Origin of the sequence: Planococcus sp. CP5-4_YE, assembly GCF_019042655.1 — a bacterium.
In the GTDB taxonomy this organism is placed as follows: domain Bacteria; phylum Bacillota; class Bacilli; order Bacillales_A; family Planococcaceae; genus Planococcus.
Genome location: NZ_JAHPZO010000001.1, coordinates 1 through 14,219, shown reverse-complemented (window position 1 = coordinate 14,219; position 14,219 = coordinate 1). Strand labels below are relative to the sequence as shown.

Here is a 14,219-nt window from a genome sequence, read left to right as displayed (position 1 = left end):
ATTGAATAGCGGCACCATGAACAGGAAGGACAAGTGTGCTTCTTGACCGTAACGATCACTTCTGTATTTCTTACTGGAATATTGGCGTCATTTATCTACTAATTGAGCCACTGCTGCCGCAGAAAAATAAAAGATGGAGGAGATATCGATGGCCAGAAAGAAGTCCGAGCATTATCACATTATCACCTTGTCATTTGAAGACAATTTGAAGGCGTATCAATTATTCAGCCAGCTCAAGCAATATCATGTGGAAGGCCAACTCGAGCTGCAGCAGATTGTCGTGATCGAGCGGGAAGAAAACGGGTCGTTCGCTTTTAAAGATGCGGCCGATTTATCCAGATCGAACAAAGCCACCAAAGGCGCATTGATCGGGATGGCTGTTGGAATTTTGGGCGGCCCCTTTGGCGTGCTTTTCGGAACGTTGACGGGCGGCATGATCGGAACCAGCAAGGAATTAAAAAGAATGAAATCCACTGAAGAATTGTTTAAAAAGACCATTGGCAATATTGAACTTGGGACAACGGGCATCATTGCCATCGGAAAAGAATACGAAGAATCCGTGCTGGATGGATTGGTGGACGAACTGGGCGGCAAAGTGACGAGAACCGATGAAGAACTGTAATCCAGGCGAAGTTCGGGACATCATGAAGGAGGGATTCAAGTGGGGCTATCTACAGAAATCAACCAGCTGAAAAACCTTGAAAATTCCGAAGCTGGCGTCTTGTCGATTTATTTAAGCACCAAGCCGGAAGAGCGAAGCCAATGGAAAACCCATCTGAAAAACGGATTCAAGCAACTTGAACAGCAAGTCGAAGGGAATGCTGAAAAACACAAGGCCTTTCAAGAGCTAAAGGGTAAAGTCGAACAGGAGCTGAAACATAGCGAACCGCGTATGCTGCGCAGCCTCATCGTTTTTGCGGAAGGCAGCGACGGGCTTTTTGAAGTGCATTTCCTGCAATTGGATGTCGACAACGAATTTGTTTACGGCGACTCTGCCAGCACCTCCCAACTGGAAGCTCTGGACCGCAAATTTCCGCAGACCGGCATCGTCGTTGCGCAAACGGAAACCGTTACGGTACACAATTCCAGCTTGGGAGAAATTGACGATAGCTGGGTATTCGAATTGGATTTGGATACTGATGACTGGCGTAGACACCAGGGAAGAAGCGCTAAAGGCCAGGCTTCATCGAGCAGCCAAGTCGACCAATTCGACAGCCGAAAAGAAAAACAGATCCGCAGATTTTACCGGGAGCTTTCCGCCGAACTCGCAAAATTGCGCAAAGAATACGACTGGTCCGAACTGGTGTTAATCGGGCATCAACGGCCGGTCAATTTGCTCGAAGATGAATTGGACATGAAAGCGGACCGGGTAGTAAATAAGAATTTAGGAGGGGCAGAACACCAAAAAGTGCTTCAAGCCGCATTCGAATAAGAAGGGATGACTATCTAAAAGCTGCGCCTTGCACTCGAAATGTGCAAAGCGCAGCTTTTTTCTTGTCTTCCAATTTTCTGCTGTCCTTCAATTAATACTAGAGCCTTCGCTAAAACTGCTATAGACTGGAAATATAGAGAAATTCCTTCCGTAAGCCTGTTTGATAAGTCCGCTTTACGGGAATTTGCTTTCCATTGAATTCGATTAAGACAGATTACTTGAAGGAGGGTGCCGTATGATCAGTTCAAAATACTTGGATCTACTAGCAGAAAAATACGATAGCGAAGAAAAAGTGGCGACAGAGATCATCAACCTGGAAGCCATCTTGAATTTGCCGAAAGGGACAGAGCATTTCGTCAGTGACCTCCACGGCGAATACCAGGCATTCCAGCACGTGTTGCGCAACGGCTCCGGCAACGTCAAAGTGAAAATCAGGGATTTGTTCGAGGGGGAGATGGGAGAAGAAGAGCTCAATGAATTCGCGACGCTCGTCTATTATCCGGAAGAAAAATTGAGCCTGATCAAGAGCCATTTCAGCAGCAAGCAAGAGCTGAAGGACTGGTATATCGAAACGATTGAGCGGCTGCTCAAGCTGGTGTCTTACGCATCGTCTAAATACACGCGCTCCAAATTGCGCAAAGCTTTGCCGAAGCAATTCGTCTACATCATCGAAGAACTCTTATACAAGACGGATGAATTCACCAACAAGAAAGATTACTACGCGAAAATGCTCGAGCAGATCATTGCCTTGGGGCAAGTGGACAAGCTGATTGTCAGCCTAGCCTATACGATGCAGCGCCTGACAGTCGACCATTTGCACGTCGTCGGTGATATTTACGACCGGGGACCGGATCCGCATAAGATCATGGATACGCTCATCGACTACCATTCCGTCGATATCCAATGGGGCAACCACGATGTTTTGTGGATCGGCGCCTATTCCGGCTCCAAAGTATGTCTTGCAAATATCATCCGCATTTGTGCGCGCTATAATAACCTGGACATCATCGAGGATGTCTATGGCATCAATTTGCGCCCATTGTTGAATTTGGCGGAGAAATATTACGAAGACAATCCGGCCTTCCATCCGAAACGCATTTCAGGCGAACAATTAACGGAGCAGGAACAATCGCAAATCACGAAAATCCACCAGGCGATCTCGATTATCCAGTTTAAATTGGAAAGCCCGATCATCAAACGGCGCTCCTGCTTCGCCATGGAAGACCGCTTGCTCTTGGAGAAAGTCGATTATGACAAGAACGAAGCGACGATCCACGGCAAAACCTATCCGCTTGAGAACACCTGCTTTGCCACAATCGACCCGCAACATCCCGACCGCTTGCTCGAAGAAGAGCAACAAGTAATCGACAAATTGCTATTTTCCATCCAACATTCCGAGAAACTGTCGCGCCATATGAATTTCCTCATGAAAAAGGGCAAACTGTATCTTCAATATAATGGCAATTTGCTGATCCACGGCTGTATCCCACTCGAGGAGAACGGCGACATGAAAAAAATGAATATCGAAGGCGAAAGCTACGCCGGACGGGAACTGCTCGATGTGTTCGAAGAATATACCCGCTATGCCTTCGCGCATCCGGAAGAATGCGACGATTTCGCGACTGACATGGTGTGGTACCAATGGACAGGCGAGAATTCCTCGCTGTTTGGCAAACGCGAAATGACAACGTTCGAACGCTATTTCATCAAAGACAAAGAAACCCATAAAGAAAGGAAAAACCCATATTACCATTTGCGTGAAGATGAAGACATGTGCCGCAAAATGCTCGCGGAATTCGATTTAAATCCCGACCACGGCCGCATCATCAACGGCCATACGCCGGTCAAGGAACGGGACGGCGAAGACCCGATCAAAGCGAACGGCAAAATGATCGTCATCGACGGCGGGTTTTCGAAAGCCTATCAATCGACGACCGGAATTGCCGGTTATACGCTGTTGTATAATTCCTATGGCATGCAACTTGTCGCTCACCAGCGCTTCAATTCCAAGGAAGAAGTCTTGCAAAATGGGACCGACGTCTTGTCGATCAAACGATTGGTCGACGAAGAACTCGAGCGCAAAAAGGTACGGGAGACGAATATTGGGGAAGATCTCCTGCAGGAAATCTCCAATTTGAACAGGTTGAGAAAGCATCGTTATATGAATTAAGAGCTTTAAGAGCAAGAACTGAATATCAGTTCTTGCTCTTTTTTAGTGAAGATAAATTGGGAAGAGTAATTAACTGTAAAAGTGAAATCCAGTTAATTGGAATTTGTATTGTGGGAATTTTTGGTTATCTCTGTTAGTCTAATAAGGACAAGGTCTTAAAGAGTATAAATTCAACAAAAAGCTGACTGGAGGGAGTCCATGCCGATTTGTCAAAATTGCCATCAACAATGGGGCTGGAAGCAGACGGTCAAAAAGATGTTTACATTGGATACGGGAATGATTTGCCCGTACTGTGGAAAAAAGCAATTTCTTACTACGCGGTCGAAAAAAAGAGCCGGCCTTTTAAATTTTCTAACGCCACTGGTTATGCTTTTCGGGATTTTATTTGATCTTTCGTTAAGTACTATATTAATTCTATTGGCTGTCAGTTTCTTTGTGATTATTGCTAGTTATCCAGTTTTAGTCGAATTGACTGATGAAGAAGAGCCGCTTTGGTAGCTTACGTTTTTTGGATTAGCCATTTAAACCTTTAAATTAAGGAGATGAGTGCCATGGGAAAATCCACAGCCTTATTCGCCTCAGTACTAATTCTTTCATTGACTGCCTGCAGCGATTCGGAACAAGACGCCCAGGAAGAAAGCGGAGAATTTCTATTGGACAATATATACGTAGATTCTATTGAAGCGGATACCACGTATTCCATGATTCATGAAATAGAATGGACAGGGGAAACGCCTGCTATCATTAATTCTTTTGACTTAGTGAAAGAACAGGGCGAACCGGTTTCATTTGAGGAGGACGGCATTGCCTATGAGGCGCATGGAGCCGATCCGCTGAAGCAAGTCGGAGTTTACGAAGAAGGACATGAGATTGGGGCGGTTGAAGATATAAATGGATACGAAGTCGACGGAACAGGCCGCATCGTTCTCGAATTGAGCCTCGGCGAAGTATTTGAGGATCCCGATCGCGCTGCCAAGATCAATTACACAGTGAACGGGGAGGAGCATGAAGCCATTTACGATTGGGACGGCTACAAGAAATTCAGTACAGAAGGCAATTAATCGAATCAAGTCTTATTCCGGCAAGCTTTTACACAGAAGGTTTTTGCTGAATCAATAATAATCAAAAAAGGGGGCGCGCTTATTTTCTATCCATTCAGTTTTTACATAGCCATTATAGTCGCCATCATTTACTGCTTTGTCTTGTGGATGTTGCGAAACTTAGGGAAATTCAGGATTCCACTATTCATCTATGGTGTCGTGGTTCAACTATCGTTTCTGGCGTTCTTTTTTGGAATGAGCCGTTATTTCAGGACCAGCGACAGTGTGAACCGGGATTATTTCGATATCTTTGGAAATGGCCTCGCTATTTTCTATCCATTAATGGTTGTTCCATTCGTCGTTGCGCTATGGGTGCAGGTCTATAAAGGAATTTGGCGGCTGGACGTAGGCAAAGTTTCCAAAATTATCATGATGGTTTTATTTGTTCTGATGACCTTGCTAGTCGCATTCGTCGGTTTTTATGCACATATCCTGTTCTACTACGGCTTTGCGCCGTGATGATTAACAGCGGGCTTTCTTGAACAAGGAGGAGAAGGGATGTTCAGTAAATATTCAATTGGACTCATCATTTTGGGGAGCTTGCTGCTCATGCTCAACCGGGTGATGTCCGGGTATTCCGAGCCGCTTGCGCTCGCTGGTTTGCTGCTGTTATTTGCAAGCGCGGCCGCCGTGTTCATTGCTGCGTTTAAAAAAGAGCCGGGCCAACTGAAGGTTTGGTCGCTCTCTATTTTCTTCGTCATCCTTTTTGTTATCACTTGGGCCGAGCCATTCGAGATTTTGCGCCTAATGACGTGGCTGAAAAATATTCTTTAAGTCGCTACTCAAACTATGAGTGATGAGTGGAATCGGGCAAGCGGAATCTATGTCCTGTCCTAACAAATCATTATATAGGAAAGAAAAAAAGCCCCTTCAGCAAAGTGAAGGGGCTTCCTGTTATTGAAGCAATTTTTCTTCCAAATCATCGAGCATGAGATTTGCTGCTTTGACGCCGCCAGCTGTATTCCAGATTGTATCGCTGACTTCGTATGCGTTTCCTGCTTGGACTGCTTCCAAGTTGTTCCAGATTGGGTCTTCCACCCATGCATCTTCAGCTTGCTGGCCTTCTTCTTGATCGTTCATGTAAGTGAAGTAGAAAATAACGTCTCCGTCCATCTCTTCAATGCGTTCTTTCGTCACGCCCATGGCAGCGAAATCATCTACATCTTGGGATTCGGGACGCGCCAAGCCGATTTCTTGGAGAATGATTCCTGAGAAAGAGTCTTTATGGTAGATACGGACATCATCCGGCATAAAGCGCACCATCGACACTTCGGTATCAAGTTTATCACCCAAATTTTCGCTCAGTTCAGCGACGCGTGTATTATAGTCATCCAGTACTTCTTGGCCTTGTTCTTCTTTATTGATAGTTTCAGCGATCAATTCAAAGTTGATCTTCCAGTCGCCGCGCAATGTCTCTTCGAACACAGTAGGAGCGATTGCGTTCAATGCTTGATATTGTTCTTCCTGGCGCATTTTGTTTCCGATAATCAGGTCAGGTTCCAAAGCGGCAATCGCTTCGAGGTTGAGTTCGCTTTCTGTTCCGACCACTTCGACGCCTTCCATATCTTCAGAGATATGCTCGTACCAAGGGTCTCCTGTCCATGACTGGACGGCTCCAACCGGTGTTACTCCCATTGACAACAAGGCTTCCGTTCCGTGGTTTGTCAGTACCACAATGCGTTCGGGCTCGCTTGTGATTTCAGTGCTGCCCATGGCATGTTCTACGGTGTAGCTTTCGGCATTGGCAGTGTCACCGTTATTTTCAGTTTGTGTTTCCGGTTCTTCACTTCCGCAAGCTGCGAGCAATAAAACCAGTGCCATCAATAAAATGGTAGTTGAATAAAATTTCTTAGACATCTATGTTCCTCCTACTAAGTTCTAATTGATAACGATTTTCATTTCCTTTTTTATCTTAAAAGGTGAAGCGAAAGCTGTCAAGGTGTTTTCCAAGATTAATTGACAATGATTATCAATCACATTTATACTCTTAGAGGAAGAAATTATTAAAATAAATTTTTAAAAGTCGGCAAATATATAGCTTTTGGGGAATTTGGGAGAAGGTTAAATAGTTATGATCACTAATAATCGGACAAGAACCATTGGATTGATAATAGGAATTATCATCGTCCTCATCCTTATTTGGCTCAGCATCATTTTGGGACTGACAAAAGTGACGACCGGAATGCTGATGGATGCCATCTATCGTTTCGACGGTTCAAATGAACATATCATCATTCAGGACACGAGAATACCACGGGCATTCATTGCAGCTGCAGTCGGAGCTAGCCTTGCCATCTCTGGTACGATCATGCAAGGGCTCACCAATAATCCACTCGCTTCGCCAGGAATTTTGGGGATCAACGCGGGTGCCAGTTTTTTTGTCGTATTCGGCCTCAGCTTTATGGGCTTGTCTTCGTTAACAGCGTTTACTTGGCTGGCTTTTTTGGGAGCGGCCGTGGCGGCTGTAGTCGTATACGTTTTCGGATCGATGGGAAGTGAAGGAATGACCCCCATCAAAATCACTTTGGCCGGAGCGGCGATCGCTGCAATGTTTTCGTCTATGACGCAAGGGATGCTGACCTTGAATGAGCAGGCATTGGATCAAGTGCTGTTTTGGCTCGCAGGTTCCATCCAAGGACGGGATTTGGACATCCTGGTTGCTGTATTGCCTTATTTGATAGCCGGCCTGCTCTCGTCACTGCTGATTGGCCGGCAAATGAATGTTCTCGCGATGGGAGAAGATCTCGCGAAGGGCTTAGGGCAAAAAACCATGCTCGTTAAAATGATGGGCGCATTAATCGTCGTCTTATTGGCGGGCGGTTCGGTAGCAGTAGCTGGGCCAATCGGTTTTGTGGGAATCATCATTCCCCATTTTGCGAGATGGTTAGTCGGCATCGATTACCGGTGGGTGATCCCATATAGCGCAGTGCTCGGAGCGGTCCTTCTTCTGGCAGCTGATATCGGGGCAAGGTATATCCTGATGCCTTCTGAAGTACCGGTCGGAGTGATGACTGTCATCGTGGGTGCTCCTTTCTTTGTCTATATCGCAAGGAGGGGGATAAGCGAATGAAGAATTACCGAAGCTTTCGTCTAGGGAAAGCGTCATTTTTAATCGAAAAAAAATCCCTCTTTATTTTGATTGTGCTCACAAGTTTAATGCTTGGCTCCATCGTATTGAGTTTAGGGATCGGCCAATTGGTCATTTATCCATTAGACGTGGTAAAGGCGATTTTCGGAGTGGGCACGGACATGCACAACTTGGTCGTTCAATCGTTCAGGATGCCGAGAATTCTGCTTGCGGTTTTCGCTGGAGCGGGGCTGGCGATGTCAGGAGCAATTTTGCAGGGAATTATCCGCAATCCATTGGCTTCACCGGACATTATCGGAATCACAGCCGGAGCTTCGTTTACAACGGTGGCATTTTTAGCCTTCTATAGCGACCGCAGCAATACGCTTTCGGTCAGTATCCATTGGCTTCCGCTCGCATCATTCGCCGGAGCTGTAGGCATGGGCTTCCTTGTATACTTATTGTCCCAAAAATACGGGCAAGTGGCACCGATCCGTTTGGTGTTGATTGGTATCGGGCTGTCAGCTGCAGCACAAGCACTGACGACAATGATGATGATTCTCGGGCCTATCTTTACAGCCTCGAGAGCAAATATATGGATCACTGGAAGTGTCAACGGTACCAATTGGACGGAAGTGCTGACCATCATTCCATGGATTTTCCTGTTGACTGCGATTCTGTTCTTTTATGCAAGGCGCTTGAATATTCAGGAACTCGGAGATGAACTGACTGTCAATGCCGGAAGTCTGGTTCAACGGGATCGTCTCGCCTTGCTGTTTCTTAGCAGTGCGCTCGCCGGTGGTGCTGTAGCCTTCGCTGGAGGTATTGGGTTTGTCGGGCTAATGGCGCCGCATATTGCCAGAAAATTGGTCGGTTCAGCTTTCGGCGCTTTGTTGCCTGCTTCGGCTCTTATTGGGGGGCTGATTGTCCTTATCGCGGATTTGATTGCCCGTACCGCATTTGCTCCATTGGAGATACCTGCCGGCGTCTTCACTTCTGCTATCGGGGCGCCGTATTTCATTTATCTGCTGTATCAGAATCGGAATCGATAACGTGAAAGAACATTTAGCTAGCTGAAAAAGGAGGAAGATGTAATGGATGCATTATCTACCAGAGGGTTGACGCTCGGATACGGGGAAACCGACATCATCAGTGAATTGGATTTGTCCATCCCGAAAGGGGAAATCACGGTGCTGATCGGTAGCAATGGCTGCGGCAAGTCGACGCTTTTGCGTTCGCTCGCGCGTTTATTGAAGCCGAAAGAAGGTGCGGTGATTTTAGATGGCCAACAGATTTCCAACATGTCGACCAAAAAAATCGCTAAGCAATTGGCTATTTTGCCGCAGACCTCTATCGCACCGGAAGGGCTTACTGTATTACAGCTGGTTAAGCAAGGCCGCTATCCGCATCAAAGCTGGATCAAGCAATGGTCGGAGAAAGACGAAGAAGCCGTGTTCACAGCACTTGAAGCAACGGGACTGGTGGAATTCGCAGAACGTAAAGTGGATTCCTTGTCGGGCGGTCAGCGGCAGCGGGCGTGGATTGCCATGACACTGGCTCAGGAAACGGACATTATCCTGCTGGATGAGCCAACCACTTACCTCGATTTGACCCATCAGATCGATATCCTCGATTTGTTATATGAATTGAACCAAACTCAAAACCGTACGATCGTCATGGTTCTTCACGATTTGAATCTTGCCTGCCGTTATGCGGATCACATCGTAGCCATTCATGACAAGAAAGTGTTCAAGCAAGGAGCGCCGAACGATATCATCACACCGGATTTGATGCGCTCGGTCTTCGGGCTGCAATGCCAAGTGACATGCGATCCGATTTGCGGCACGCCCTTATGCATCCCATTCAGCAAAGGAAAACACTTAAAAGGCGGAGCGGAAAATGTTGTGCCGATTAGCAGCTGAGGAGAGCGCTTATTTAAGTGAGCATTTCCGGCTGCTGGAAAGAGTGGAGAACGAAGAGAAGATTCTGCTGAGTCAACTCAAAGATCCTATATTCCTTCAAAGTTATTTGACTCGGCTTCAACAAGAGCTGGAAACCGAGAGCAGGATTGCAGCCGCATCCCAGCTCATAAAACGTTTGGGTTATTTGATGATTGTCCCGTCTCTCTACACGGCGGCGGCGTACAATAAATTGCTGAACCTGGACTTTTCAAAAGCTTATCTCGTGGACCGGCGGCAAGAAAACCTTTGGATCCCCCATTTATTTTGGGGAGACCTTTCTGCCGTTAAGCTATCGGATGAGTCGCGGCTCATTGAATTTGAAGCGTTTGTAGAGAAGTTGTTTCAGGAGTTATCAAAAATAATCCATATAATCTCAAGGCACACGCCCGTCCCGAAAAGCATCTTATGGGAGAACACGTCCATCTATGTTTATTGGCTCTATGAAAATCGGCTAATGCTGGAGGAGGATGAAAATGTCCGCCTGCAGGCACAGAGCGATTTTGAATTTCTTCTTCAGGATTTGCCGGCTGGAGTGTTCCATGAAAAAGTGAATCAACTTCAGAAGTTCCATCATCCCAAAAAGATCGATCCTGAAAGTGGGGAGGCAGTACGGCCCCGGCAGACATGCTGCTTTGCCTATGAAACTGGCGGCGGAAAAGCGTACTGCAAAACGTGCCCGAAGAAATTCCGTCCATAAATATTGGCATAGAAAAGCTTACGCTACCGAGAACAATCGATGGCGTAAGCTTTTTTGGATGCTATAGATGATAGAAATTTAAGCGGTTGTCATGCCGCCTGTGATGCTGTAGATTTGTCCCGTAACATAGCTGGATTCGATGGAAGCCAGGAATACGTAAACAGAAGCAAGTTCTGCCGGTTGGCCTGCGCGGCCGATTGGCGTCTCCGGTGTACCTTTACCGAATTCCGGAATGTTTTCCTGAGGCTGTCCGCCGGAAATTTGTAGCGCTGTCCAGATTGGGCCTGGTGCGACGGAGTTGACACGGATGCCTTTGTCCGCCAGTTGTTTGGACAAGGATTTCGTGAAGCCGATGATTGCAAATTTCGTTGCTGAATAATCCAACAGCATCGGGCTCGGGTCAAAGCCTTCAACTGAGCTCGTCGTGACGATCGACGCGCCTTCTGGAAGGTATGGAAGCGCCGCTTTCACTGTCCAGTACATGGAATAAACGTTGACTTGGAATGTTTTTTCAAGCTGTTCTGTCGCCAGGTCGGCAATGTCTTTGACAGCTTGCTGCTTGCCGGCAACCAATGCCAAAATGTCCAACCCGCCAAGTTCAGTGTTCGCTTTTTCAACCATTTCCTTGTTGAACGCTTCGTTGCTCAAGTCGCCGGGAATCAACACAGCTTTACGCCCTTCTGCTTCGATCAATTGTTTCACTTCATCCGCATCGGATTGCTCCGCCGGCAAATAGTTGATCGCCACGTCTGCGCCTTCTCTTGCGTAAGCGATAGCTGCAGCACGCCCGATTCCGGAATCACCGCCGGTTACTAAAGCTTTGCGGCCCTCAAGCTTGCCAGAGCCTTTATACGTCTTCTCGCCGCAATCCGGCACAGGAGTCATTTGGTTTTGGACTCCAGGGGCTTCCTGATATTGTTTCGGAAAATCTTCCGTTGTATATTGCGTTCTAGGATTTTGGATATTCGCCATTTTTATCTCTCCTCAGTTTGGGAATAGTTAGTTTCTACCTTTATCTACCACCTGAAACTAGAGTGAAACCTCTTGTGGAAATGTAAGCGTTCCAATGTGGAAAAATAAAAAGTGACTATGAAAACAGAGTAACTTCGGGGTGGAGAAATGAAATGAGACCCTCATATATGTTATAAAGAAACAGGCAAATACATAGATGCTGCACAACTCAAGTTTTAAATAAAGTTGCGCAAGAACGTGAAAGGAATGATTGTTTGTTTGATTTCATTGATATTGACTGGGGAAATCTATTAGTTGAGGCGGGAATTATCGCCGCTCAAGTTGTAGGGATTTTGATTGCGTTTGCGATTGTCCGGGCAATCGGGAGAAAGTTGATCAACCGTTCGTTTGATCGGTTGACAAAGAAAGGGGACATTACGAATGGCCGTGCTTTGACACTCCAGGCACTGGCAGAAAATGTGTTCTCGTATGCTTTGGTTTTTGTTTTGGTCGCGACTTTGTTTAGTATCTTCGGGCTTTCGGTCGCCAGCCTCATCGCGGGCGCGGGGATCGTCGGCCTCGCAATCGGTTTCGGGGCTCAAGGGCTTGTCAGCGACGTGGTCACCGGCTTCTTCCTATTGCTGGAGAAACAAATTGACGTCAACGATTATGTAACGGTCGGCGCCATTGACGGCGTAGTCGAATCTGTCGGGTTGCGGACGACGCAAATCCGCAGTTTCGATGGCACCTTGAATTTCATCCCAAACCGCGATATTACGACTGTCAGCAATCATTCGCGCGGAAATATGCGTGCACTCGTAGATATTGGCGTGTCGTATGACGAAAACATAGACGAAGCAATGGCTGTACTAAAAACGGTCTGCGAAAAAGTGAAGAAAGACAACACCGCCATCGTCGAAGGACCAGATGTCATCGGCGTCCAGGCGTTCGGCGCATCGGATGTCACGTTGCGTATTATTGCCAAAGCGAAAAGCGGAGAGCAATGGGGAGTGGAACGCGAGCTGCGCAAATCCATCAAGGAAGCACTGGATGCTCACAATATCGAAATTCCTTTTCCACATCAAGTCACGATTCACAAAGGTTTGGAGAATCCTGTCCAGCCATAAACGAATAATGGAGAGCAAAGGATCGGCACTGTTGAATGGTGCCGATCCTTTTTGTTATTGAAGCACAATTAATTATCCTAATATTATAATGAATATAGGGTTTTATTTCTCTTTTTATGGGTATTTTGAATAAGAAGAGAGAGGTGCTAAATGACTACGGATGGACAATTGTTGGAAAGACTGAAGTTTAGAGACAAAGCCGCCTTGGAATTGATATATGATGAATACTATTTGTTACTTTGGAAAGTCTGTTACCGGAAATTCAACACCCAAGGGGAATGTGAGCTTGTCCTTACAGAAGTTTTCCAGCAGTTATGGAAATATCCGCAACAGTTTAGTGGGAACAAACGACTGATGTTTTATTTGATTGAATGTTTGAATGGCAAAATAGCACGTATGCAACGACAACAACGATGCCAATCACAGAGCGAAAAGTCGTGCAGCTGAATAGCCATTGAAATCCAAATTTATATGAAAAGTCAGTATGATTATATTGCCTGACACTTTTAAGTAGATAATATATTAACCGTCGATAGAAGACACCATTCCTATTATTTTGAGTAGGGAAAATGGTGTCTTTTCTTGCAGGTTTATTTTGGATCTGAACGAGATAACTTCCTATTGTTAATATTGACAATATTACTCAACAGATGTAGATTTTAGTCAATTGAACATAACGATTTAGAGGCTTTAAAGAGCTGAAATCGACATTGAGCAGCACCATCAGCTTGAATATAATTTTTATGGATTATAGAAATGAGGAAATAACTTGAAAAAACAATTTATTGTAATCGGCCTTGGGAGGTTCGGCAGCAGCATCTGCAAAGAGCTGTTCAATCTTGGACATGATGTCATGGCAATCGATTCATCGCCGGAGCGTGTCGACATGATGAGAAATTTTTCTTCCCATGCCGCCGTGGCGAATGCAACAGATGAAGCGAGCTTGAGGGAACTTGGCGTGCGGAATTTTGAACACGCGGTCGTGGCAATCGGCGAGAATATGCAGACGAGCGTGTTGTGCACATTGATGCTCAAGGAAATCGGCGTTCCGCTCGTATGGGTCAAAGCGAAAGACCTGCAGCACCAGATGATCCTTGAGAAAGTAGGGGCTGACCGGGTCATCCAGCCGGAAAAAGAGATGGGCATCCGCATCGCCCATCATATGGATTCGGAAAAGGTCGTGGATTATATCGATTTATCGGAAGACTATAGCATTATCGAATTGGTAGCTTCGGAAAAACTCATGGACCAAAGTTTGTTGGAGCTGGATATCCGGGCGCGATACCAATGTACGATTCTCGCTATCAAGCGTGGCGACGAAGTGAACGTGGCGCCGATGCCTGATGATCAAGTGAAATTGGACGATGTGCTGGTTGCAATGGGACATCGCAATGATTTGAAGCGGTTTGAGGAAAAGGGAGTTTAGTATAGATATTGGATTTGGGCAAGTCCCGGAAAAAGGGGCTGTCCCATAAGCCCCTAAAATAAAACAGACGGAGAAAAAGAAATTCTTTTTCTCCGTCTGTTTTTCATTTGTTGGTGAAGACACTGAAAGTAGCCGGCGCATGCTGGCTACTTTCAGGAGGTTGTGGGCCAATGCCACAATCCCGAACTCTGTATGCACTTTTTCTAAGCCCCGGAGGAGAAATCGGCGGAACGACCGATTGCCCTTGATATGACCGAACACACTTTCTACGGCTGGCTACTTTCAGGA

The 14,219-nt window shown here is 46.2% G+C and carries 15 protein-coding genes and 1 pseudogene; 13 read left to right on the top strand and 3 right to left on the bottom strand.

Annotated elements, in window-relative coordinates; all coding sequences use genetic code 11:
- Positions 1–148 precede the first annotated feature (148 nt).
- From KTG14_RS00080 to KTG14_RS00050, 7 genes are all read left to right on the top strand, one after another.
- The gene (locus KTG14_RS00080; protein WP_216968248.1) at positions 149–622 is read left to right on the top strand and encodes a hypothetical protein; all 474 of its coding nucleotides are present in this window, start codon (positions 149–151) and stop codon (positions 620–622) included.
- 39 nt (positions 623–661) lie between these two features.
- Positions 662–1,432, top strand: a complete 771-nt coding sequence (locus KTG14_RS00075) for a VLRF1 family aeRF1-type release factor (protein WP_216968246.1) — start codon at positions 662–664, stop codon at positions 1,430–1,432.
- Between the two features lie 238 nt (positions 1,433–1,670).
- Positions 1,671–3,602, top strand: coding sequence for a fructose-1,6-bisphosphatase (locus tag KTG14_RS00070; RefSeq protein WP_216969061.1), 1,932 nt, complete (start codon positions 1,671–1,673; stop codon positions 3,600–3,602).
- Positions 3,603–3,800: 198 nt separating this feature from the next.
- Positions 3,801–4,100, top strand: coding sequence for a TIGR04104 family putative zinc finger protein (locus KTG14_RS00065; protein WP_216968244.1), 300 nt, complete (start codon positions 3,801–3,803; stop codon positions 4,098–4,100).
- 53 nt (positions 4,101–4,153) lie between these two features.
- Positions 4,154–4,663 (top strand): hypothetical protein, encoded by a 510-nt coding sequence (locus tag KTG14_RS00060; protein ID WP_216968242.1) that lies wholly within the window; start codon positions 4,154–4,156, stop codon positions 4,661–4,663.
- A 264-nt stretch (positions 4,664–4,927) separates the two neighbouring features.
- Positions 4,928–5,161 carry a hypothetical protein gene (locus KTG14_RS00055; RefSeq protein ID WP_216968240.1) on the top strand — a complete coding sequence of 78 codons (234 nt, stop codon included), beginning with the start codon at positions 4,928–4,930 and terminating at the stop codon, positions 5,159–5,161.
- Positions 5,162–5,200: 39 nt separating this feature from the next.
- Positions 5,201–5,476, top strand: a complete 276-nt coding sequence (locus KTG14_RS00050; protein ID WP_216968238.1) for a hypothetical protein — start codon at positions 5,201–5,203, stop codon at positions 5,474–5,476.
- 120 nt (positions 5,477–5,596) lie between these two features.
- Here the strand turns inward: KTG14_RS00050 and KTG14_RS00045 are convergent, their stop codons facing one another.
- The gene (locus tag KTG14_RS00045) at positions 5,597–6,559 is read right to left on the bottom strand and encodes an ABC transporter substrate-binding protein (protein ID WP_216968236.1); all 963 of its coding nucleotides are present in this window, start codon (positions 6,557–6,559) and stop codon (positions 5,597–5,599) included.
- A 214-nt stretch (positions 6,560–6,773) separates the two neighbouring features.
- On the opposite strand from KTG14_RS00045, the gene KTG14_RS00040 reads away from it, so the two are divergent.
- From KTG14_RS00040 to KTG14_RS00025, 4 genes are read left to right on the top strand one after another with little or no spacing between them, the layout of a single operon-like run.
- On the top strand, positions 6,774–7,772 hold the full coding sequence (locus KTG14_RS00040) for a FecCD family ABC transporter permease (RefSeq protein ID WP_216968234.1): 999 nt from the start codon (positions 6,774–6,776) through the stop codon (positions 7,770–7,772).
- Positions 7,769–8,821, top strand: coding sequence for a FecCD family ABC transporter permease (locus KTG14_RS00035; protein ID WP_216968232.1), 1,053 nt, complete (start codon positions 7,769–7,771; stop codon positions 8,819–8,821). The genes KTG14_RS00040 and KTG14_RS00035 overlap by 4 nt, the downstream gene beginning before the upstream one ends.
- A gap of 42 nt (positions 8,822–8,863) precedes the next feature.
- Positions 8,864–9,691 carry an ABC transporter ATP-binding protein gene (locus KTG14_RS00030; RefSeq protein WP_216968230.1) on the top strand — a complete coding sequence of 276 codons (828 nt, stop codon included), beginning with the start codon at positions 8,864–8,866 and terminating at the stop codon, positions 9,689–9,691.
- Complete coding sequence (locus KTG14_RS00025) at positions 9,669–10,427, top strand: (2Fe-2S)-binding protein (RefSeq protein WP_216968228.1); 759 nt, start codon at positions 9,669–9,671, stop codon at positions 10,425–10,427. The genes KTG14_RS00030 and KTG14_RS00025 overlap by 23 nt, the downstream gene beginning before the upstream one ends.
- 78 nt (positions 10,428–10,505) lie before the next feature.
- Here the strand turns inward: KTG14_RS00025 and KTG14_RS00020 are convergent, their stop codons facing one another.
- Positions 10,506–11,399 carry an SDR family oxidoreductase gene (locus KTG14_RS00020; protein ID WP_216968226.1) on the bottom strand — a complete coding sequence of 298 codons (894 nt, stop codon included), beginning with the start codon at positions 11,397–11,399 and terminating at the stop codon, positions 10,506–10,508.
- A gap of 254 nt (positions 11,400–11,653) precedes the next feature.
- Here KTG14_RS00020 and KTG14_RS00015 point away from each other — a divergent pair, with 254 nt between their 5' ends.
- Positions 11,654–12,505, top strand: coding sequence for a mechanosensitive ion channel family protein (locus tag KTG14_RS00015; protein ID WP_216968224.1), 852 nt, complete (start codon positions 11,654–11,656; stop codon positions 12,503–12,505).
- A 769-nt stretch (positions 12,506–13,274) separates the two neighbouring features.
- On the top strand, positions 13,275–13,931 hold the full coding sequence (locus KTG14_RS00010; protein ID WP_216968222.1) for a potassium channel family protein: 657 nt from the start codon (positions 13,275–13,277) through the stop codon (positions 13,929–13,931).
- A 138-nt stretch (positions 13,932–14,069) separates the two neighbouring features.
- Here KTG14_RS00010 and KTG14_RS00005 read toward each other — a convergent pair.
- Positions 14,070–14,198: pseudogene (locus KTG14_RS00005) on the bottom strand (transposase); the annotation flags it as partial.
- Positions 14,199–14,219 lie beyond the last annotated feature (21 nt).

What these genes read in the sequence shown, in the direction of transcription:
- KTG14_RS00045 (WP_216968236.1), bottom strand. Translation starts at nt 6,559, where the DNA reads ATGTCTAAGAAATTTTATTCAACTACCATTTTATTGATGGCACTGGTT.
- KTG14_RS00035 (WP_216968232.1), top strand. Translation starts at nt 7,769, where the DNA reads ATGAAGAATTACCGAAGCTTTCGTCTAGGGAAAGCGTCATTTTTAATC.
- KTG14_RS00020 (WP_216968226.1), bottom strand. Translation starts at nt 11,399, where the DNA reads ATGGCGAATATCCAAAATCCTAGAACGCAATATACAACGGAAGATTTT.
- KTG14_RS00025 (WP_216968228.1), top strand. Translation starts at nt 9,669, where the DNA reads ATGTTGTGCCGATTAGCAGCTGAGGAGAGCGCTTATTTAAGTGAGCAT.
- KTG14_RS00065 (WP_216968244.1), top strand. Translation starts at nt 3,801, where the DNA reads ATGCCGATTTGTCAAAATTGCCATCAACAATGGGGCTGGAAGCAGACG.
- KTG14_RS00080 (WP_216968248.1), top strand. Translation starts at nt 149, where the DNA reads ATGGCCAGAAAGAAGTCCGAGCATTATCACATTATCACCTTGTCATTT.
- KTG14_RS00040 (WP_216968234.1), top strand. Translation starts at nt 6,774, where the DNA reads ATGATCACTAATAATCGGACAAGAACCATTGGATTGATAATAGGAATT.
- KTG14_RS00050 (WP_216968238.1), top strand. Translation starts at nt 5,201, where the DNA reads ATGTTCAGTAAATATTCAATTGGACTCATCATTTTGGGGAGCTTGCTG.
- KTG14_RS00060 (WP_216968242.1), top strand. Translation starts at nt 4,154, where the DNA reads ATGGGAAAATCCACAGCCTTATTCGCCTCAGTACTAATTCTTTCATTG.
- KTG14_RS00030 (WP_216968230.1), top strand. Translation starts at nt 8,864, where the DNA reads ATGGATGCATTATCTACCAGAGGGTTGACGCTCGGATACGGGGAAACC.